This is a genomic window from Brevundimonas sp. (assembly GCF_046299535.1).
In the GTDB taxonomy this organism is placed as follows: domain Bacteria; phylum Pseudomonadota; class Alphaproteobacteria; order Caulobacterales; family Caulobacteraceae; genus Brevundimonas.
The window spans coordinates 92338-113671 of sequence record NZ_JBKBIB010000004.1 but is presented as its reverse complement, the minus strand read 5'-3'; the positions used below and the strand labels follow the sequence as shown (position 1 = coordinate 113671).

The 21334-nt window shown below is 68.8% G+C and carries 15 protein-coding genes; 10 read left to right on the top strand and 5 right to left on the bottom strand.

Translation table 11 applies throughout. From position 1 onward, the window contains the following. The first annotated feature begins 19 nt into the window (after positions 1–19). From ACK4FB_RS04675 to ACK4FB_RS04645, 7 genes are all read left to right on the top strand, one after another. Positions 20–421, top strand: a complete 402-nt coding sequence (locus tag ACK4FB_RS04675; protein ID WP_409748367.1) for an endonuclease domain-containing protein — start codon at positions 20–22, stop codon at positions 419–421. Next, the gene (locus tag ACK4FB_RS04670; RefSeq protein WP_409748364.1) at positions 418–1824 is read left to right on the top strand and encodes a sensor histidine kinase; all 1407 of its coding nucleotides are present in this window, start codon (positions 418–420) and stop codon (positions 1822–1824) included. The genes ACK4FB_RS04675 and ACK4FB_RS04670 overlap by 4 nt, the downstream gene beginning before the upstream one ends. After that, complete coding sequence (locus tag ACK4FB_RS04665) at positions 1821–4724, top strand: bifunctional [glutamine synthetase] adenylyltransferase/[glutamine synthetase]-adenylyl-L-tyrosine phosphorylase (RefSeq protein ID WP_409748362.1); 2904 nt, start codon at positions 1821–1823, stop codon at positions 4722–4724. Before ACK4FB_RS04670 ends, ACK4FB_RS04665 begins: the two co-directional genes overlap by 4 nt. A gap of 72 nt (positions 4725–4796) precedes the next feature. Next, positions 4797–5396, top strand: coding sequence for an EF-hand domain-containing protein (locus ACK4FB_RS04660; protein WP_409748359.1), 600 nt, complete (start codon positions 4797–4799; stop codon positions 5394–5396). Positions 5397–5414: 18 nt separating this feature from the next. After that, the gene (locus ACK4FB_RS04655) at positions 5415–6032 is read left to right on the top strand and encodes an RNA polymerase sigma factor (protein ID WP_409748570.1); all 618 of its coding nucleotides are present in this window, start codon (positions 5415–5417) and stop codon (positions 6030–6032) included. Beyond that, entirely contained in the window at positions 6029–6454 is a 426-nt protein-coding gene (locus ACK4FB_RS04650; RefSeq protein ID WP_409748356.1) for a hypothetical protein, read from the top strand. The genes ACK4FB_RS04655 and ACK4FB_RS04650 overlap by 4 nt, the downstream gene beginning before the upstream one ends. After that, a complete protein-coding gene (locus tag ACK4FB_RS04645; protein ID WP_409748353.1) occupies positions 6451–6972 on the top strand; it encodes a periplasmic heavy metal sensor in 522 nt (173 codons plus the stop codon). Before ACK4FB_RS04650 ends, ACK4FB_RS04645 begins: the two co-directional genes overlap by 4 nt. Here the strand turns inward: ACK4FB_RS04645 and ACK4FB_RS04640 are convergent. Next, entirely contained in the window at positions 6954–9347 is a 2394-nt protein-coding gene (locus ACK4FB_RS04640; protein ID WP_409748350.1) for an ATP-binding protein, read from the bottom strand. The two genes, ACK4FB_RS04645 and ACK4FB_RS04640, sit on opposite strands and share 19 nt — an antisense overlap. A 150-nt stretch (positions 9348–9497) precedes the next feature. After that, positions 9498–10067 carry a hypothetical protein gene (locus tag ACK4FB_RS04635; RefSeq protein WP_409748347.1) on the bottom strand — a complete coding sequence of 190 codons (570 nt, stop codon included), beginning with the start codon at positions 10065–10067 and terminating at the stop codon, positions 9498–9500. 149 nt (positions 10068–10216) lie between these two features. On the opposite strand from ACK4FB_RS04635, the gene ACK4FB_RS04630 reads away from it, so the two are divergent. The 3 genes from ACK4FB_RS04630 (at position 10217) to ACK4FB_RS04620 (ending at position 14753) form a co-directional block, all read left to right on the top strand. After that, complete coding sequence (locus tag ACK4FB_RS04630) at positions 10217–12421, top strand: TonB-dependent hemoglobin/transferrin/lactoferrin family receptor (RefSeq protein WP_409748345.1); 2205 nt, start codon at positions 10217–10219, stop codon at positions 12419–12421. A gap of 34 nt (positions 12422–12455) precedes the next feature. After that, positions 12456–13442 (top strand): DUF6607 family protein, encoded by a 987-nt coding sequence (locus ACK4FB_RS04625; RefSeq protein ID WP_409748342.1) that lies wholly within the window; start codon positions 12456–12458, stop codon positions 13440–13442. Between the two features lie 63 nt (positions 13443–13505). Beyond that, on the top strand, positions 13506–14753 hold the full coding sequence (locus tag ACK4FB_RS04620) for a hypothetical protein (protein ID WP_409748339.1): 1248 nt from the start codon (positions 13506–13508) through the stop codon (positions 14751–14753). A 1-nt stretch (position 14754) separates the two neighbouring features. Here ACK4FB_RS04620 and ACK4FB_RS04615 read toward each other — a convergent pair whose 3' ends face one another. The 3 genes from ACK4FB_RS04615 to ACK4FB_RS04605 form a co-directional block, all read right to left on the bottom strand. Further along, the gene (locus ACK4FB_RS04615) at positions 14755–15168 is read right to left on the bottom strand and encodes a CBS domain-containing protein (RefSeq protein WP_409748336.1); all 414 of its coding nucleotides are present in this window, start codon (positions 15166–15168) and stop codon (positions 14755–14757) included. Positions 15169–15278: 110 nt separating this feature from the next. Then, positions 15279–19766, bottom strand: a complete 4488-nt coding sequence (gltB, locus tag ACK4FB_RS04610; RefSeq protein ID WP_409748333.1) for a glutamate synthase large subunit — start codon at positions 19764–19766, stop codon at positions 15279–15281. Beyond that, positions 19763–21196, bottom strand: coding sequence for an NAD(P)-dependent oxidoreductase (locus ACK4FB_RS04605; RefSeq protein ID WP_409748330.1), 1434 nt, complete (start codon positions 21194–21196; stop codon positions 19763–19765). The genes gltB and ACK4FB_RS04605 overlap by 4 nt, the downstream gene beginning before the upstream one ends. Positions 21197–21334 lie beyond the last annotated feature (138 nt).

The following is a 21334-nucleotide window of genomic DNA, read 5'->3' as shown; positions in this document are numbered from 1 at the left end:
GTGGGGAGGACTCGGCGACATGGCCGTCATCGCCAAAGCAAGGGCTCTCAGGAAACGATTGACGCCAGCCGAAGCTCGCTTGTGGGTTGCTTTGCGCAGACTGCGGGCCGAAGGCCTGCACTTCCGCCGACAGGCGCCGCTGAGAGGCTACATTCTCGACTTCGTTTGCATGGACAGGCTGTTGATTGTCGAAGTGGACGGTGCATCGCACGATGGCGAAGACCGGCAGCGTAAGGACAGGGTGCGGGACGCGGTGTTGGCGAGAGTGGGATTTCTGACCTTGCGGTTCTCGAATTTGTCCGTTCGGGACACTCTGGATGATGTCGTTCAGACGGTGCGGCGGCATTGCCTTGCCCGCCCCACCCGGCTGTCGCTGCGCGCCAGCCACCCTCCCCGGGACGGGGAGGGAGAATTTCTGTGAAACTCCCCTCGCTCTTCCGGCGCACGCCCTTCCGGCTGACGCTGATGTTCGTGGCGTTGTTCGCCGCGGCCGCCAGCGCGGTGCTGGCCTATGTCTATGTGGCCTCCGCCTCCGAGGCGAACGCCCGGGCGGAGGCGGACGTGCGGCGCGAGGTGGGGGGACTGACCGCCATCTACCGCGAGCGGGGGCTCAACCCCCTGAACCAGGCGCTGGTGGAGCGCATCCTGAGGGGCGGCCCCTATCTGTACATCCTGCTGGACGCCGGGGGCGAGCCGGTCACCCGCAGCCTGAACATCACTCCGGTGGAGCCCCGATCCGATGACCCGGCGGAGCGTTGGGAGACGTTCCGCTTCACCGACACCGACGAGGCGGGGCGCATCATTCGCCGCAAGGCGCTGGGCGTCATGGTGCGTCTTCAGGGGGGCGAACTGCTGTTCGTGGCCCAGGATATCGGCGACACCGAAGCCTATCTGGACCGGCTGACCCAGGCTCTGTGGGGCGCCATGCTGCTGGTCGTGGTTCTGGGCCTGGGCGGGGGCCTGCTGATCAGCCGCAATCTGGAACGCTCCATGGGCCGGTTCAACACGGTGGTGGCGGCGGTGAAGGGCGGCGACCTGAAGGCGCGGGCGGAGGTGCGCGGCTCAGGCGACGAACTGGACGAACTTGGCGCGGGCCTGAACGGCATGCTGGATCGGCTGGAGACGTCCATGGCCTCGATCCGGCATGCGGGGGACGCCATAGCCCACGATCTGCGCAGCCCCCTGACCCGCATGCGGGCCAGGCTGGAGGTGGCCCTGATCGACGCGGAGGCCGGGCGCATCGACGCCAATGACGCCCTGCAGATGGCCCTGGCCGAGGCCGACGAATTGCTGAAGACCTTCAACACGGTGCTGGCCATCGCCCGGCTGCAGGCTTCGCGTGAGCCGCAGACCGAGGTGTTCGACGCCGCCGATCTGGCCGCCGACATGGCCGAGTTGTATGAGCCCGCCGCCGAGGACAAGGGGCTGGAGTTCGACTCCGAAGTCCACAAGGGCCTGATGATCCGCGCCAACCGGCCGTTCCTGGCCCAGGCGCTGGCCAATCTCATCGACAACGCCATCAAGTACACGCCGCCCGGCGGCGCGGTGATGCTGCGCGCCCGCAGACGCTCCAGCGGCCAGGTGGAGTTCTCGGTCACCGACACCGGCCCCGGCGTGCCCGAGGAGGATCGCAAGCGTGTGCTGGACCGCTTCGTGCGGCTGGAGAACAGTCGCACGGAGCCGGGCTCGGGTCTGGGCCTGTCGCTGGTGGCCGCCGTGGCCGAGGCGCACCAGGGCCGCATCTATCTGGATGAAGGCCCGGGGGTGGTGGACGACACGGGGCCGGGGCTTCGCGTCGCCCTGGTCCTGCCGCCGGCCGAATGAGCGGCCTGGCCGCACAGCTGGAGCCATGCGGGCCGGTGCTGGACGTCGGCCTGGCCGCCCGCACCCGGGAACCGGTTGAGGTCGCGGCGCGGGAGGACGGCTGGCTGAAGACGCTGGACGCCGCCTGGCCCGCGCTGGAGCCGGTGTTCGCCGCCTCGCCCTATCTGGCCGGGCTGGCGCGACGGGGCCCCGAGCGCCTGCGTGCCATCCTCGAGACGGCGCCAGACGACGGCCTCGCCGCCATCCTTGAGCAGACCCATGCCCTGACCGGCGGGGCCGACGACCTGCGGGCGCCGCTGCGGGCGCTGAAGGCGGACCTGCATCTGCTGACCGCCCTGTGCGATCTGGGCGGGGTATGGGATCTGGACCAGGTCACGGGCGCCCTGACCGCCTTCGCCGACGCCGCCACCCGGGCCGCCCTGCGCGCCGTCGCCCATGACGCCCGCCAGAGGGGCAAGCTGGTCAGCGCCGCCGCCGATCCGCGTGGGCCTGTCCCCGGTCTGTTCGCTCTGGCCATGGGCAAGCACGGCGCGGGCGAGCTGAACTATTCCAGCGACATCGACATCTCGTTCTTTCATGAACCGGAGCGGGTTGAGAGCGCGCTGGCGCCCGGGGTGGAGGCCCAGCCCTTTGTCGACAGGCTGGCCCAGGGCGTGGCCGCCCTGCTGTCGGAGCGCACCGGCGACGGCTATGTGTTTCGCGTCGATCTGCGGCTGCGTCCCGATCCGTCGTCGACCCCGCCGGCCGTCCCGGCGCCCGCAGCCATGGCCTATTACGAATCCGTCGGCCAGAACTGGGAGCGCGCGGCCTTCATCAAGGCGCGGCCGGTTTGCGGCGATCTGGCGGCGGGCGAAGGGTTTCTGGCCGAGCTGGCGCCCTTCATCTGGCGGCGCAGCCTCGACTATCACGCCATCGCCGATATCCATTCCATCAAGCGCCAGATCCACGCCTTCAAGACCGGCGATGGCCTGCACGCGGCGGGCGCCAATCTGAAGCTGGGCCGGGGCGGCATCCGCGAGATCGAGTTCTTCGTCCAGACCCAGCAATTGATTCTGGGGGGCCGCGATCCCTCCTTGCGCGCACCCCGCACCCTTGAGGCCCTGGCCGCCCTGACCGGGGCGGGGCATGTGGAAGAAACCACCCGCGCCGAGCTGTCCGCCGCCTATGTGCGCCTGCGTGGGCTGGAGCACCGCATCCAGATGCTGGCGGACGAACAGACCCACACCCTGCCGGAGCCCGCCGAGCGTCGCGTCGCCGTGGCGGTCCTGTGCGGCGAGGCGGATCTGGCGGCGTTTGACGCGGGCGTGGAGACGCTGCTGCAGGGGGTGAACCGTCGCTATGGCGAGCTGTTCTCGGACGAGGAGGACCTGTCCTCCCCCTGGGGTAGTCTGGTCTTCACCGGGGTGGAGAACGATCCCGAGACCCTGAAGACGCTGGAACGCATGGGCTTCTCCAGCCCCGAGGGCGTGGCCGAGACCATCCGTAGCTGGCACCATGGACGTGTGGGCGCCACCCGTACCGCGCGGGGGCGGGAGCTGTTCACACGCCTGGCACCGCGACTGCTGACCGCCCTGGCGGAAACCGGCGCGCCGGACGCCGCCTTCGCCCGGTTCTCGACCTTCTTCGCAGGGCTGTCGGCGGGGGCCCAAATCCAGTCCCTGTTCCTGGCCCAGCCGGAACTGTTCGCCCTGATCGTGCGGGTGATGGCCTTCGCGCCGCGTCTGGCGCGGACGCTGGCCCGTTATCCCGCGGCCCTGGACAGCATGCTGGACGCCCGCTTCCTGGAGCCGCTGGACCGGGACACCGGCGTTCTGGACGAACTGATGGCCGAGGCCGTCGGCGAAAGCGATTTCGAGGAGGCCATGAACGCGGTGCGGCGCATCCACCGCGACCAGATCTTCCGCATCGGCATCCAGACCCTGACCGGCCGGGCCGACGCGGACAGCGCGGGCCACGCCTACGCCGATCTGGCGGACGTTTCGATCCGCGCCCTGTCAGTCGCCGCCCTGAAGGAAGTGACGCGCCAGGGCGGCGCGTTCGCGGGCCGCATCGCCGTGGTGGCCCTCGGCAAGGCCGGATCGCGCGAGATGACCGCCGGGTCCGACATCGACATGATGACGGTCTATGAGGCCGACGACGCTGCGGGCATGTCTGAAAAGAAGGGCTGGAGCGCGGACACCTTCTATAGCCGTTTCACCCAGCGACTGATCGCGGCCCTGTCGGCGCACACGGCGGAGGGCGCGCTCTACGAAGTGGACATGCGGCTGCGCCCCTCGGGCCGCGCCGGGCCGGTCTCGGTCAGCTTCCGGGCGCTGGATGACTATTACGCCGGGGAGGCCGAGACCTGGGAGTTTCTGGCCCTGACCCGGGCGCGAGTGGCGTGGTCCAGCGAGGCGGCTTTCGGCCAACGGGTGGCGGGGGCGATCGAAGCGGCGCTGCGCCGCCCGCGCGATCCGGCCCAGGTGACCCGCGACGTGCGGGACATGCGCGCCCTCATGGACCGGGAACGGCCCGGCGGCGGGTTGTGGGAACTGAAGCTGGCGCCCGGCGGACAGGTGGACTGCGAGTTCGCCGCCCAGCATAGCCAGCTTCTGGCAGCGGCGCGGGGCGAACCGCTGACCGTCTCGACAGTGGAAGCCCTGGGCGCACCGGGACTGGACCCCGTTTTCGGCCAGGCCTGGAGCCTGCAGCAGTCCGTCAGCCAGGTGATCCGGTGCGCCTTTCAGGGCGATCCTGACCCCGAGGCCGAGCCCGCCGAGTTCCGGGAGCGGCTGGCGGAAGTCGCCGGGTTTGAAAGTTTCGACGCTTTGAAGACCGAACTGGCAGCTCGCCGAAAGGCGGCGCGCGAGGCGCTGGAAGGCATGCTGGGACCGCTCAATCCAACCGTGACGGAATCCTGACGCCCGTTCGTTGAAGCTTTCGACAGGGACGGACAATGCCGCCTTTGAAGGGCGCATCAGGAGAACGAACCCATGAAGAAGATGATTGTGCTGGGCGGCGTCGCCGCCCTGGCCCTGAGCGGGGCCGCGATGGCCCAGACAAGCGATGACGGGCAGCGGGGCGGACGCATGGACCCCAACGCGCGGGTCACCCAGGCCGAGTTCGTCGAGCGGGCGGTTTCGCGGCTGAGCGCCATGGACGCCAACGGCGACGGCGTGGTCTCGCGCGAGGAAATGCAGGCTCATCGTCAGGCCCGTATGGGCGAGATGCGCGGTCGCATGTTCGAGCGCATGGACGCGAACAACGACGGAACGGTGACCCGCAGCGAATATGAGGGCGCGCACGAACAGCGCCGCGAGCGCATGACGGAGCGCCGGGCCGAAAGCGGCGAGGCGGGCCAGCGGCGTGGTTGGCGTGGCCAGCGTGGCGCCCAGCGCGCCGGCATGCGGCTTGACCGCGACGGTCAGGGCGTCAACATCGAGCAGGCGCGCCAGCGTGCGGTGGAGCAATTCGCCGCCATGGACGCCAACGGCGACGGCTATGTCACGGGAGCAGAGATGCGCGCGCACCGCGAGGCGCGCCGCGCTGACCATCAGGCCCGCCGGACTGACCGTCGCCAGTCGACGGAGTAAGGGTGATGTCGGGAACGGCTGGATCAGTCCGGTCGGCCCGCCCGCAAGGAAACGGAGCGAGCCGGCTTGGCGACACGGGTGGTCGATCCCGACGAAGATCTGGTGAGCCGCGTGGGTCAGGGCGACCCCGCGGCGATCCAGGCCATGGTCGCGCGCAAGCTGCCGCGCATGCTGGCGCTGGCGCAGCGCATGTTGAACGACCCTTCCGAGGCCGAGGACGTGGCGCAGGAGACGATGCTGAAGGCGTGGCGCCAGGCGCCGCGCTGGAAGCCCGGCAAGGCGCGGTTCGACACCTGGCTGCACCGGGTCGCGCTGAACCTCTGCTACGACCGGTTGCGCCGACGGCGGGAGGTGTTGACGGATGCGATGCCGGACCGGGCCGATCCCGGACCGGCGCCGGATCATGGATTGCAGGCGGCGCAGCTGGGCGCGCGGGTGGACGCAGCGCTGGCGGCCCTGCCGGAACGTCAGCGCGAGGCCATCGTGCTGTGTCACTATCAGGAACTGGGCAATATCGAGGCCGCCGCCCTGATGGAAATCAGCGTGGAGGCGCTGGAAAGTCTGCTGTCCCGCGGTCGTCGCACCCTTCGCGCGACGCTCGCCGAGACGGCGCGAAGTGAAGGTGTGCTGAAATGAACGCGCAACGATTTCAGGATCTGGCCGACGCCTACGGCGCTGACCTGCGGCGCTGGCCGGAGGCCGAGCGCGGGGCTGCTGGCGCCTTCATGGACTCCGATCCGCAGGGCGCCGAACGCCTGCTGTTCGAGGCGCGCCAGATGGACCTTGCCCTGGACGCCGCACCCCGTCCCATGGTCAGCCATGCGCTGCGCGAGCAGGTCATAGCCCTGGCGGCTGCCGCCGGGTTGAGGCCGCGCGCAAGGCGCTTCGGGTTCGGCCGCTTCGCCTGGATGTCGGGGGCGGGATGGGCGGCCGCCTGCGCCGCCGGGATCATGGTGGGTGTAAATCTTTCGGATCAGGCGCTGGCCCACGCCGAGGCTGATCTGGTTCTGTATCAGGCGGGCCTGGAGGCCCTGGACGACACCGAGGTTCTGGGATGAGCAAGCGAACCCTGATGATTGCGTTGGCGGCCTCGCTGGCGATCAACGTCTTCGCCGTCGCCGCCGGGGTGGCCGCCTATGTGAACCACACGGCGGCAGAAGACCGCATCGAGAGATCGCGCGGCGACCGGGCGCCCCGGGTTCCGCTTATGGAGGTGATCGACACACTTGATCCTCCGGTGCGCGATCAGGTGCGCGACACCCTGCGCCGCGCTGCCCTGGCGGCCCGGCCCGATTTTCAGGAAGCGCGTGACACACGCCGGCGGGCCATGGGCATGGCCAATGGGGAAGCGTTCGATGCGGCGGAAGTCAGCGCCCTACTGGAGCAGTCCCGCGCCTCCGAGCTGCGGGGGCGAGCCCGTCTTGAATCCGAGGCTGTGCGCATGTTGTCCGAACTGGAGCCGGAAGACCGGGTGCTCATGTCCTCGATCCTGGCGCGGCATGGTCCGGGACACCGAAATCGCACCAATGACAGGCGTGAAAGGCGGGACGTCCCGGTTCAGGCCGCCTCTGACTGAGCATCTTCAACCGGCTTGCGCCGGGGGAGGGTGAAGCTGACGATGGTGCCCTTGCCGATCTCGCTTTCAATGCTCATTTCGCCGTGATGCATCTCGATCAGCGACTTGGTCAGGGCCAGGCCCAGGCCGGTGCCCTGATTGGTCTTTGAATGCTGGCTCTCGACCTGCTCGAACGGATGGGCGAGGCGGTTGAGATCCTCCGGAGGGATGCCGATGCCGGTGTCGGCGACCGCCACACGCACATGATCGCCGACCAAGGCGAGGCCAAGCGTGATGGACCCGCCGTCAGGCGTGAACTTGACGGCGTTTGAAATGAGATTGAGCAGAACCTGTTTCAAGGCCCGGTAATCCGCCTCGATCTCGGGCAGATCAGCGGCGTCCATACTCAGTTTGAGGCCGCATTCCTGGGCCCGTCCACGCATCAGGCGGATGGCGTCCTGACAGACTTCCGACAGATCCACGGCTTCGTAATGCAGGGTCATCTTGCCCGCCTCGATCTTGGCCATGTCGAGAATGTCGTTGATCAGGGCCAGCAGGTGCTGGCCCGAGTTCAGGATATCGGTCGCGTAGCCCTTGTAGCGTTCGTCGCCCAGCGGCCCGAACATTTCTCCGGCCATGATCTCGGAAAAGCCGTTGATGGCGTTCAGCGGGGTGCGCAGTTCGTGGCTCATGTTGGCCAGGAATTCGCTCTTGGCCTGGTTGGCCGCCTCGGCGCGCGTCATCGCCACCTCATATTTGCGCGCCAGTTGGGAGATTTCGTCCTGGCTGGCCTCCAGCTTCCGCACGGTCAGTTGAAGGGCGTCGGCGGCCTGTTTGCGCTCCGCCTCCTGACGCTTGATGACCGTGATGTCGGCGGCTGTCACCACGGCGCCGCCGTCTCCGGTGAAGCGCTCGGACATCTGCAGCCAGCGGCCGTCGGCCAGCTCGATCTCGCGCATGCCGGGGCGACCGGTGGCCGAGGGTTGATCCTTGCGGATGGCCAGGGCGGCGATGCGGTTCAGTTCTTCCTTCAGGGCGCCGCGTCTGAGGTGGCTGGACTGGAACCCGAAAGCGTCCTGGAAAGCCTGGTTCCAGAGGATCAGGCGGCCATAGCGGTCGAACAGGACGAAGGCGTCGGACACGCTCTCGATGGCGTCACGCAGCCGGTTCTCCGCGGCCTGGGCCTGGGCCTTGGCGCGGCGGGACTCGGTTGTGTCCAGGGCCACCCCCATCAGGTGATCATAGCCGTCTGACCCGCGCTTGCGCGGCGCCTGGCCCCGAAGCTCCATCCAGAGGGGGGGCTGATCAGGCGCCTCGACGCGGAAGGCGATCTCGATCTCGCCGTAGGCCTGGGCCTGCCGCAGGGCATGCGCAACGGCTTCCCGATGCCGGGGGTTTATGCGCTCGAAAATCTGGTCGGAAGCCAGGACGCCGCCCCTGCCGAAACCGAGCATGCCGGCCATGACGTCCGAAAGGACCACCTCGTCGCGGTCCAGATTCCATTCCCATACGCCGCAGCGGGCCGCCTCGACGGCCGTGTGAAAACGGCGCTCGGTGTCGGCCCAGATTCTGGCGGCGCGGCGCGCCCGGCGCTCCTGGAACAGCACCAGCGCGCCCAGGCCCAGCCCAAGCCCCAGCGGGCCGATCAGGATCCAGGCGTCGCCGAACAGGGCCAGTAGTCCGCCCCCGCCCGCAGGCGCCGTGGCGACGATAGTCGCCGGGGCGGTTCGCGTGTCCACCGCGGTCAGACGCATTCCGTCGTGGGCGTGGACTCCCCCGGCCTCGGCCCTTTCCGTCAGCGCCTCGGTTGTCAGGCCCAGCGCCGAGGCCGGCTGGTCACGCAGGACGGGATCGGCCGAGGCGATGATGATGCCGTCAGCATTGATGATGCTGACGTCCGGATGCGGGCGCCCGAAAGGCCCCGGGGCCGCCAGTTCCGGCGCGGGCAGGCGGGCGAGCACAGCGCGGCCCGCCTGCAACTGCAGTTGCATCAGCAGGGCTTCACCGTCCTGTGCGCGGGACAGACCCTGGCCGCGCGTGGCTTCGGTGGTTGCAAAGGCGGCGGGGGCCGCGCCGACGGCGGCGAGGATGTCGCCGTCCTGGCTGATGACGGCGTAGGCCAGATCGGGGGTTTCGGCCCGGGCCTGCTCAACGGCGTCCAGGGGCCGGGAGGGAGCGGCGGCCAGGGCGCGGGCGGCTGCTGTCAGGCCGATCATGGCGCGGGCGGCGTCAGCATCCAGCCGGGCGGCGGTCAATTCGGAGCGGACTTGCAGCGCCTGGGCCATGGATTCGGCCTGCTCGCGGGGGCGATCCCCCGCCTGCCGCGCATAGAGCAGGGAGTAGATCGACAGGCCAAGCGCGGCGACAAGCACGGCGACACGCACCCAGACGGGCATGCCCAGACCGGATGACGCCCTGTCGGATGACCTGCGGCCTGGCCCTTTCCCGCGGCGTTCGTCGGCGCGCAACGCCCTCTCCCGCACGATTCGTGAAGACGCACAGCCTAGGGTGCGTCGCAGATTCGTGTCGAGGCCTCTCCTTGCGGATCAGGCGGCGCTGACGGCGGCGGGTTTTTCCAGCTCTTCCGCGGGGCCGGGGATGGTCTTGACGGCTTTCAGCAGCTCGCGCGCGGCGCGCGCGAGCCGGATCAGTTCGGGCGGCGCCTCGTCCACGTTCTCGTCGATGGAGCCCGCCAGATCCTCGGCCAGCTTCATCAGCATGGGCGCCGACGCGATCAGTCGGGCCTGGGCCTCGATCTTCTCCGGGTCCCTGTCATATTCGGCGCCGGGAACGCGCCAGCCGCCCCAGTCCGCGGGGTCGGTCACCACCACGGGATAGGTGCCGGGCCAGGGGTGATGCTGGCAGTCCTCCGCCAGTTGCCACTTGTTCCGGGCGCGAAGCAGACGCCAGTCGCCCATGTCGGCGGCGGCGGCGTCCTCCTGGGGGAGCATAAGCTCCGACGCGGTGAACTCGCGGCCCAGCCCTACGTCATAGGTGACGCGCACCGGCTCGTCGAAACCCTTGGCCCAGACCGGCTGGACTTTCTCGATGAAGGCCCAGGCGCCGACGCACTCGACCCAGACCTTCTGGCCCTTCTGAAACTGTGCGCGCGCCATGGCTGGCCCCTGATGCTCCTGAACAGACCCCCGATCATGCGCAGCCAGGGTTAGCGGCCCGTTTCGACCGGGAAATAATTATTGATATTGCGTCTGCAAATCGTTCGCAGTAATTGCGCCGCACAACGAACACAACCGGGGCCATTTTCATGCGCACGCTTCTGCTTTCCACCTCCGCCGTCCTGAGCCTGACTGCGGGCGCCGCGTGGGCCGAGGAGGAGACCGCCGTCGCGACCGAGCCGACGGATGTGGCGCCTGTCACCGTCATCGCCACCCGCAATGAAGCCCGGACGGACGAGATCCCCGTCACCGTCAGCGTCATCACCGCCCATGAGATCGAGGAGAATCTCTACACCGACATCAAGGATCTGGTGCGGTTTGAGCCGGGCGTCAGCGTCCCCACCAGCCCGCAGCGCTTCACCGCCGCCCTGTCGGGTGCGGGCCGTGACGGCAACTCGGGCTTCACCATCCGCGGCATGGGAGGCGACCGCGTTCTGATCGTGACCGACGGCATCCGCGTGCCGGGCGGTTTTTCGTTCGGGGCGCAGAACGTGGGGCGCGGCGGCTACAGCGATCTGGACCTGATGCAGCGGGTCGAAATCCTGCGCGGCCCGGCCTCTGCGCTGTACGGATCCGACGGGATCGCCGGCGCGGTCAGCTTCACCACCAGGGATCCCGAGGACATGCTGCGCGGCGAATCCTTCACGGCGCGCGGCCGGGTGGGCTATTCGTCGGCGGATGAGAGCTGGACCGAAGGCGTCTCCATCGCCGGGTCGAACGGCGCCCTGTCCGGTCTGCTGGCCTACACCCGCCGCGACGCTCAGGAGACCGAGAATCAGGGCGACAATTTCAGTGAGGACTCCACCCGCACGGCGCCAAATCCCATTGATCTGTCGTCCAACGCGGTGCTGGGCAAGCTGGTCTGGCAGGCCGCGCCGAACCATCGCCTGCGCCTGACGTACGACCACTACGATTCCGAAATGTCGGGCGATTCCCTGAGCAGCCGCAGCGCCGCCAGCCTTCAGGTGCTGGGCGAGGATGAGCAGGACCGCGATCGGATCAGCGTCGATCACCGCTTCACCGATTTCCTGGGTCTGGAGCGCGGTTCGTGGGCCGTTTACTGGCAGGACGCGACGACCCGGCAGTTCACCTTCGAGGATCGCGAGCCGCTTCCGGACCGCACCCGTGACGTGACCTTCGACAACCGTATCTATGGTCTGAACGCTCAGGGACAGCGCACCTTCGGCCGGGGCGGGGCCATCGAACATCGCGTCACCTTCGGCGGCGACTGGTCGCAGGCCACCCAGGAGGCCATCCGCGACGGGACCGTGCCCGGCGTCGGCGAAACCTTCCCCAATCGGCCCGTCCCGATCACCGACTACAGCCTGGCCGGCCTGTTCCTTCAGGACGAGATCATGATGCTGGACGGGCGTCTCATCATCACCCCGGCGCTGCGCTATGACCGGTATGAACTGACCCCCGTGGACGACGCCCTGTACAGTGGCGCGACTGTGGAGGGACAGAGCGACAGCCATGTCTCGCCCAAGCTGGGCGTGGTCTACTGGCCGACCGGGACCTTCGGCCTGTTCGCCAATGCAGCCGAGGGCTTCAAGGCGCCGTCGCCCATGCAGGTGAACAACTACTTCGCCAATCCGGTGTTCGGCTACACCTCCATTCCGAACCCGGACCTGGGGCCCGAGACCAGCACCAGCATCGAGGGCGGCATCCGTTTCCGAAATGTTCAGGTGGCAGGCGGCGACGCGCGGCTGCAACTGGCCGCGTTCCGATCGGACTACGACGACTTCATCAGCCAGATCGGGGTGAGCGGGACGGGCGTGCCCGGGGTCGATCCGCTGATTTACCAGTACGTGAACCTGGGCAGCGTCTCGGTGCACGGCTTCGAGGCGCGCGGCGACATCGCCTGGGATAACGGCTTCAGCTTCACCGCCGCCTTCTCCTATGCGGACGGTGAGCAGGTGGAGAATGGCGAGCGCGCCGCGCTGCCCAGCGTCGATCCGATCAAGCTGGTGGCGGGCGTCGGCTATGCCGAACCGGCGGGCCGCTGGGGCGGGCAGGCGATCGTCACCTGGTCAGCGCAGAAGGACGAGCATGAGACGAATGGGCTGGGTTGCTACGACAGCTGTTTCACCGGCGACGATTTCACCCTGCTGGATCTGACCGCCTACTGGAACGTCAACGACAACGTGACCCTGCGCGCGGGCGTCTTCAACGTGCTCGACGAAACCTACAGCTGGTGGAGCGACATCGGCGGGCTTTCATCCACCTCGGCGGTGCTGGACGCCTACACCCAGCCGGGCCGCAATTTCTCCGTCTCCCTGACCCTGCGCTACTGACCTCACGCGATCATTCGCACAAAGGAGCCCCGCCATGCGTTCCACCGCCATCGTTTTCATCGCTGTCCTCGCGGCGCCCCTGGCCGCCATGTACCAGCCTGTTCTGGCCCAGCCGGCGCATGCCCAGGCTGAACAGTCCCGCTTCGAGCAGGACCGTCAGGCCATCCTGTCCCAGGCCGGGGACTTCCGCGTCCGCTTCGACATGCGCGAGACCGTGCCGTTCCAGGACGGCTATGAGCCGCTGGAGGAGAAGCTGTCGGGCGGCAACGAGATCGTCCGGGTCGTGTACGACCACGGCGATCGCATCAGCCTGCAGCACATCCTGGTGATGGATCACGAAGGCCAGACCTTCGTCATCAAGCACTGGCGTCAGGACTGGGTCTATCAGCCCGAGACGGTGCTGACCTACGCCGGGCCCGACCGCTGGGTCCTGACCTCCGTGGATACGGGCGCGCGGCAGGGCGCGTGGGCCCAGACCGTCTGGCAGACCGACGACTCGCCCCGCTACGGCGGCGTCGGCCGCTGGTCCCACGACAACGGCATGGCCCAGTGGACGTCCGACGAGACCACCCGCCCGCTGGCGCGGCGAGATGCGGTGCGCGATCCGGTCTATGACCGCTATGTGGGCACCAACCGCCACGTCCTGACGCCCTTCGGCTGGGCCCACCTGCAGGACAACGTCAAGCTGGGTCAGGCCCAGGGCGACGCCGCGGGGCTGACAGCCTATGTGCAGGAGGACGTGGTCAACACCTATCGCCGCTGGGACGGGTTCGATCCCCAGGCGGGCGATGCCTACTGGGCGGCGACGTCAGAGTACTGGGCCGCCGTGCGCGGGTTCTGGGACGCCGCCATCGTCGCCGGCAACGGCGTCACGGTGGAGGAGGAGCCCAACAACGGCGCGGTGACGGGGCCGGCTCTGATGGGTCTGGCCGATCAGATCGAGGACGGCGAGATCACCACCGAAGCCGCCATCGCTGAAGCGCGCCGCACTATTGCGGAGGCGACAGGCGCGGCGCTCTGAGCGGTGGCTTGACAGCGGAGCCGCTCACCTGTCCGCTGACTGTCAGCGGACAGGGAGGGACTGATGATCCATCGACGTGGGGTCATGAGCGGGCTGGCGGCGGCAGGTGCGAGCTTCGCGCTTGCGAGGCCCGCGCTCGGCGCATCCCTGGACGAGCGGGAGCCGGTGAACCTGCTCTTTCAGGAGGGGCGGTATGCGCCGCTGCTGCGCCATCTGAGACAACGGGCTGATGTGGCTGAAGAATCCGAACGCAACATGGCCATGCAGTACTGGTCTCTGCTGGGGGATGAACGTCGTGCGGGCAGGGCGTCCTGGCGTGGCGATCCCTCCATGCTGGACGGCGTCGATGTCCTCGATGCCGCGGACACCATCGCTGATATGGCTCGCGACCATCGGATCGTGATCCTCAATGAGGCGCACGACGTTTCCGCCCATCGGGCCTTCGCCGGTGTGGTGGCGCGGCGTCTGCGCAGCATCGGTTATGGCTGGTACGCGGCGGAAACCTTCAATCCTGTCGTCAGGGATTTTCAGGTCGGATCATCCTTCCTTACTAGCCATGGCTTCTACAGCATGGACCCGGTGTTTGCCGAGGTCGTGCGGGACGCTGTCGAGCTGGGGTACCGCCTGGCGGACTATGAGATCATGCCGGAGCAGAGGACCGCCTCCCCGGACGCTTCCCGAGGCGATCGCATCGCCGAGCGCGAGGAGGCCCAGGCCCTGAATCTCATCGCGAATGTGCTCGACGTTGATCCCGAAGCTCGGGTGTTTGTGCACTGCGGCTATTCCCACGCGGCCGAGACGCCGCTGCGGGACGTCCTCTGGTTCGCGGGGCGGCTGAAGGAGAAGACAGGGATTGATCCGCTGACCATCAATCAGTCGCAGAGCTGGCCCGGTCCGGACATCGGCGACGACACGGCCATGACCACAGCCCTTCTTGAACGTATTCAGGACGGGCGGCCGGTCGTGCTTCGCAGGCCGGACGGAACGTTCGTCCATTCCGCAGATCATCACGACGGCGCCATGGACCTGACGGTGGCGCATCCTCGCTATGCCCCCGTGGACGGACGGCCCGGCTGGCTGGCCAGTGACCGGTCGCGGCGACGGCTGGAGGTGACCTTGCCGGCGCCCGCGCCCGAGGACGCGCTGATACAGGCCGTGAGGCATGGCGAGGAGGAGGGGGCGGTTCCGTCTGACCACTATCCCCTTGAGCCCGGCCAGACGGCCGCTGCTCTGTATCTGAAGCCGGGCGGATACAAACTGCGGATCGAAACGCCGGAGGGGTATGCGCCGCTCGGAGACTATCGCGTCTGAATCAGTTCGAGCGGGAAATCTCTTCCAGGGCCTCGCCCGCGTATTTTTCCTTCACGCGGGTGGAGAGGTCGCCGAGGGAGACCACGCCCACGAGGCGGTCGTCATTGTCGAGGATGGGCAGGCGGCGGATCTGCTTGTCGGACATGCATTTCAGCACGTCCTTGAGGTCCTCGTCGTCGCGGCGCCATTCCACCTTGCTGGTCATGACGTCGCCGACCGGGGTCTCGCCGCCCGCGCCGCCGGCCAGGGCGCGCACCACCAGGTCGCGGTCGGTCACAGTGCCGACCAGCTGATCGCCCTCGGCCACGGGCATGAAGCCGAAGTCGCCCGCCGCCATGCGGCCGGCCACGTTCTGGATGGAGTCGCCGGGACGGGCGACCTGCACGTCGCGGCTCATGATGTCGCGGACTTTCATGGGGTGTCTCCGTTGAGTTGATGGAGAAAGAACCCATGCTTGCGGCGGCGGTTCCTCGCACACCCATCCGCCCAGTCCCTCGATAGCCGGGATGAGCGGAAGCCGGTGCGTCAGGCCCGCTTGAGCGACGCCTTCGCCGTCGTCTCGACCGGCAGGATTTCCACGAACTGCTTGAGGGCGGTGGACCAGTTCTCCAGCAGGCGGCGGGCCTTGGGCGAGCCGGTCTCGAGGGCGTGACGCTCCACCAGTCCCCGCAATGCGTCCGCGGACGCGCCGACCACCGGGCCCAGCACGACGGAGTCCGCGTTGACGTGGGCGGCCAGGTCGCCGTCCTCGTCCAGCACGTGGACCCGCCCGCCGGACATGCCCGCCGCGAAGTTCCAGCCGACCCGGCCCAGGATCACCACCGCGCCGCCGGTCATGTATTCGCAGCCGTGGGCGCCGCAGCCCTCGATCACCGCCGTGGCGCCGGAGTTCCGGACCCCGAAGCGTTCGCCCGCCATGCCCGCAGCGTACAGGGCGCCGGAGGTGGCGCCGTACAGGCAGGTGTTGCCGACGATGGCCTGGCGCTCCATCCACCGGGTCGGGCGCACCACGATCTCGGCGCCGGACAGGCCCTTGCCCACATAGTCGTTGGCCTCGCCGTCCAGCTCGATCTTGAGGCCCTTCATGCCCCAGGCCGCCAGCGACTGGCCGGCCGAGCCGCGCAGCTTCAGGGTCAGGTGCCCGTCGGGCAGGTCCGAACCGTATTTGCGCACGATGTGGCTGGAGGTGCGGGTGCCGATGGCGCGCTGCACATTGCGGACCGAATAGGTCAGCTGCATCTTCTCACGCCGCTCCAGGAAGGGGGCGGCGTCGCGCACGATCTGGGCGTCCAGGGTGTCGGGCACGGCGTTGCGCCGGGCCTCGGGTCCGCGCCGCACCTGCAGGCCGCTGTCCACGCGCACCAGCAGGGGGTTCAGGTCCAGATCATCCAGCTCGGCGCCGCCGCGCGAGACCTGACGCAGCAGGTCGGTGCGGCCCACCGCCTCGTCCAGCGAGCGCAGACCCAGCGAGGACAGCACCTCGCGCGTTTCCTCGGCGATGAAGCTGAACAGATTGACCACCTTGTCGGCCGTGCCGGTGAACATGGCGCGCAGGCGCTCGTCCTGAACACAGACGCCGACGGGGCAGGTGTTGGAGTGGCACTGGCGCACCATCAGACAACCCACGGCGATCAGGCTGGCGGTGCCGATGCCGAACTCCTCGGCCCCCAGCAGGGCGGCGATGACCACGTCGCGACCGGTGCGGATGCCGCCGTCGGTGCGCAGGCGCACGTGGTCGCGCAGACCGTTCAGGCCCAGCACCTGATGGGCCTCGGCCAGACCCATCTCCCACGGCATGCCCGCGTGCTTGATGGAGCCCATGGCGGAGGCGCCGGTGCCGCCGTTGTGGCCCGAGATCAGGATGATGTCGGCCTTCGCCTTGGCCACACCCGCCGCAACCGCGCCGATGCCGGCGGAGGAGACCAGCTTCACCGTCACCCGGGCGTCCGGGTTGATCTGCTTCAGGTCGTAGATGAGCTGGGCCAGATCCTCGATGGAATAGATGTCGTGGTGCGGCGGCGGGCTGATCAGGCCCACGCCCGGCGTCGAGTGGCGCATGCGGGCGATGAATTCGGTGACCTTGAAGCCGGGCAGCTGGCCGCCCTCGCCGGGCTTGGCGCCCTGGGCCACCTTGATCTCGATCTCGCGGCACTGGTTCAGATATTCGGCGGTGACGCCGAAGCGGCCCGAGGCCACCTGCTTGATGGCCGAGTTCGGGTTGTCGCCGTTGTTGCGGGGCTTGTAGCGCTCCGGATCCTCGCCGCCCTCGCCCGACACCGAGCGCGAGCCGATGCGGTTCATGGCGATGTTGAGGGTCTCGTGGGCCTCGGGCGACAGGGCGCCCAGCGACATGCCGGGGGTGACGAAACGCTTGCGGATTTCGTTGACGCTTTCGACCTCGTCCAGCGGCGCGGGCCGGTCGGCCTCGCGGAAGTCCAGCAGGTCGCGCAGGGCTATGGACGGCAGTTCGCGGGCGCGGCGCGAGTAGGCCTTGAACCGCTTGTAGTCGCCGCGGGTGGTGGCGTCCTGCAGGCGGTGGATCATCTCGGCGTCCCAGCCGTGGGTCTCCTCGCCGGCGCGGATGCGGTGCGATCCGCCGATGCGGCGTGCCGGGCGGGCGGCCTCGAAGCCGCGCCTGGCCTTGCGAACCATCTGGGCCTCGATGCCGGCCAGACCCACGCCGGAAATGCGCGAGACCATGCCGGGGAAGAACTCGTTGACCAGCGCCCGCGACAGGCCCAGCGCCTCGAACTCATAGCCGCCGCGATAGGCGGAGATGACCGAGATGCCCTTCTTGGCCAGGATCTTCATGAGACCCGCCTCGACCGCCTTCTTGTAGTTCAGGCAGGCGTCGCGCAGCGTCAGGCCGGGGTAGCGGCCCGCGTCCATGCGGTCCTGGAAGGTCTCCTGCGCCAGCCAGGCGTTGACCGCCGTGGCCCCCACCCCGACCAGCACCGCGAAGGCGTGGGCGTCGATGGCTTCCGACGTGCGCACCACGATGGACACGAAGGAGCGCAGGCCCTCGTCCACCAGCCGGGCGTGCACCGCCGCCGCCGCGAGGATCATGGGCGCCAGCGGGCGCCCGGGTCCCATGTGTTCGTCGGTCAGCACGATCAGGGCGGCGCCGTCGGCGGCCGCCTTGACCGCTTCGTCCCGGATGCGGTCCAGCGCCTGACGCAGGGCCTCGCCCGGCTTTGCGTTCTCGGCGGGCGCGGCGAAGGTGCAGTCGATGTGGATGGTGGCGCCCGCGCCCACGGCGAGCAGCATGCGCTCGTACATGCCGGTGGTCAGGACCGGAGACTCAAGCACGAACACCCGCGTCTGGGTCTCGTCCTGGGCCAGGATGTTGCCGAGGTTCTTGAACCGGGTCTTCAGGCTCATGGCCCCCGCCTCGCGCAGGGAGTCGATGGGCGGGTTGGTGACCTGGGCGAACTGCTGGCGGAAATAGTGGCTGAAGGGCCGGTCCTGATGGGACAGGACTGCGGGCGGGGTGTCGTCGCCCATGGAGCCGACCGCTTCCTTGCCGTCGGCGGCCATGGGGTCCAGCAGGCTCTCGATGTCCTCGTCGGTCCAGCCCACGGCGGCCTGGGCGCGGAGCAGGGCCTCGCCGTCCAGCCTGCGCGGCTCGTCGCCGGGGCCGATCATGGGCTCCAGCTCAACCATGTTGTCCAGCCACTCGGCGTAGGGGTGATCCTCCGCCAGCCGGTCGATGGTCTCGGCCTCGTCGTAGAAGCGGCCCGCCTCCAGATCGACGCAGATCATGCGGCCGGGGCCGATGTGGCGGCGCTCGGCGATGCGCTCCTCGGCCACGCCGGTCATGCCCGCCTCGGAGCCGCAGATCAGCAGGCCGTCGGTGGTGATGGCGGCGCGCAGGGGGCGCAGGCCGTTGCGGTCCTTGCCCGCCACGACCCAGCGGCCGTCCGTGGCGCAGATGGCGGCGGGGCCGTCCCACGGCTCCATCACCGCGTTGCAGTAGGCGTAGAGCGCCTCGTGCTCGGGCTTCATCAGGCCGGGCAGTCTGGCTTCTGGAATCAGCAGGGCCTTGACCATGGGCGCGGGACGCCCGGCGTGGACCAGCACCTCGAACACATTGTCCAGCGCGGCGGAGTCGGACCCCGAGGCCTGGATCACCGGCTTGACCGTGGCGTCGTCGGCGCCGAAGGCGTCCGCGGTCATGCGGATCTCGTGGCTGCGCATCCAGTTGGCGTTGCCGCGCAGGGTGTTGATCTCACCGTTGTGGGCCAGCATGCGGAACGGCTGGGCCAGCCGCCATTCCGGGAAGGTGTTGGTGGAGTAGCGCTGGTGGAACAGGGCCACCGGCGCTTCCATGCGCGGGTCGGTCAGGTCCGGATAGAACTCGTCCAGCGCCTCGGCCAGCATCATGCCCTTGTAGATCACCGAGCGGGCCGAAAGGGAGCAGACATAGAACTCGGCCAGACCCTTGGCCTGGGCGCGCTTCTCGATGCGGCGGCGCAGCAGGAACAGGGCCCGCTCCAGCGCCTCGCCCTCCAGCCCCTCGGGCGGCGCCAGCATGATCTGTTCGATCTCGGGCCGGGTGGCGGCGGCGCGCTCGCCCAGCACCTCGATGCGGTGGGGTACCTGACGCCAGCCGTACAGATAGAAGCCGGCTTTCAGCACCTCGCTCTCGACCAGGGTGCGGGCCCGCTCCTGCGCCCCCAGATCAGTGCGGGGCAGGAACACCTGGCCCACGGCGATGGGGCCGGGGCGGGGGGTGTGGCCGGTGTCGCGCACCTGGGCTTCAAAGAAGGCGCGCGGCATGCCGATCAGGATGCCGGCGCCGTCGCCGGACTTGCCGTCGGCGTCCACGGCGCCCCGGTGGAAGATGGCCTTGAGGGCCTTGAGCGCCAGTTCGACCACCTCGCGGCGGGGTTGGCCGTCCAGGGCGGCGACCAGACCGACGCCGCAGGCGTCGCGCTCGGACGAGGGCTCATAGGCGTGGGCCGCCGCCAGGGCGTCGCGCTGGGCCAGATAGTGCCTGGGGTCGAACATCATGCCGCAACGGAGTCCTGATTACGCAGCCACTGGTCGATCTCGGCGGCGGCGTCCTGTCCCTGACGCACCGCCCAGACCACGAGAGAGGCGCCGCGCACGATGTCGCCCGCCGCGAACACGCCGGGCAGGGTGGTGGCGAAGCCATGGGCGGCGACGCGCAGGGTCTTCCAGTCGGTCACCGCCAGATCGTCGGCCTCGAAGATGACAGGAAGGTTCTCGGGTTCAAAGCCCAGGGCCTCGATGATCAGGTCGGCGGGCAGGTCGAACTCGCCGCCGGGGACTTCCTCGACCGTCCAGCGGCCGTCCAGCGTCGGGGCCGACAGGGCCATGCGCGCCGCCCGCAGGCCGGTCACGCCGTCCGACCCGCCCAGCACGGCCTTGGGCGCGGCCAGCCATTCGAAGCGGACGCCTTCCTCCTCGGCGTTGGTGGTCTCGCGGGCGCTGCCGGGCATGTTGTCCCGGTCGCGGCGATAGACGCAGGTGACCGAGGTCGCGCCCTGGCGCACGGCGGTGCGCACGCAGTCCATGGCCGTGTCGCCGCCGCCGATGACCACCACCCGCTTGCCCTCTGCGTTCAGAGGGCCTTCGTCGTAGGCGGCCACGGCGTCGCCGAAGCCCTTGCGGTTCGAAGCGATCAGATAGTCCAGCGCCGCGACCACGCCGGTGGAGCCGCAGCCCGGCGCGGACAGCCGCCGGGCCTCATAGACCCCCGTTGCCACCAGCACCGCGTCATGGGACGCGCGCAGGTCGTCGAAAGCGATGTCCTTGCCGATGTCGGTGTTCAGGCGGAATTCCACCCCGCCCTCGATCAGGCGGTCCACGCGGCGCGCGACCACGTGCTTCTCCAGCTTGAAGCCGGGGATGCCGTAGGTCAGCAGGCCCCCGGCCCGGTCATGGCGGTCGTAGATGGTGACGGCGTAGCCCGCCGTGCGCAGCCTGTCGGCGGCGGCAATACCGGCCGGGCCGGCGCCGATGATCCCGATGGAGCGGCCCTGTTCCGTCAACGGACGGATGGGCGAGACCCAGCCGTTGTCAAACGCCTGGTCTCCCAGCCATTTCTCGACCGAGCCGATGGTGACGGTCTCCCAGCCGGACTGCTCGAGGGTGCACGCGCCTTCGCACAGGCGGTCCTGCGGACAGATGCGGCCGCAGATTTCCGGCATGGCGCTGGTGGCTTCGGACAGACGCCAGGCTTCTTCCACGCGGCCCTCGGAGGCGAGGCGCAACCAGTCCGGGATATTATTCTGAAGCGGACAGCCGGACTGGCAGAAGGGCACGCCGCACTGGGCGCAGCGGCTGGACTGGCTCGTGCCTTCAGCGACCCGGAACGAGGCGTAGATCTCGTCGAAATCGCGCACGCGTTCAGACGCGGCGGTCTTGGCAGGACCGGCGTGCGGAACGGTCACGAACTTCTGGTTCGCGTCAGCCAAATCTAATCCCTCTCGCAAGTGCGGGCGAAAACCCTATGGGCAGGTGGTTCTTGGCGCAATAAATTAGTCGTGCGCAAGGTGCGTCCGCGTGAATTTGGCAACAATTGTGCTCCGACCACGGCAAAGCCTCTTGCGCAT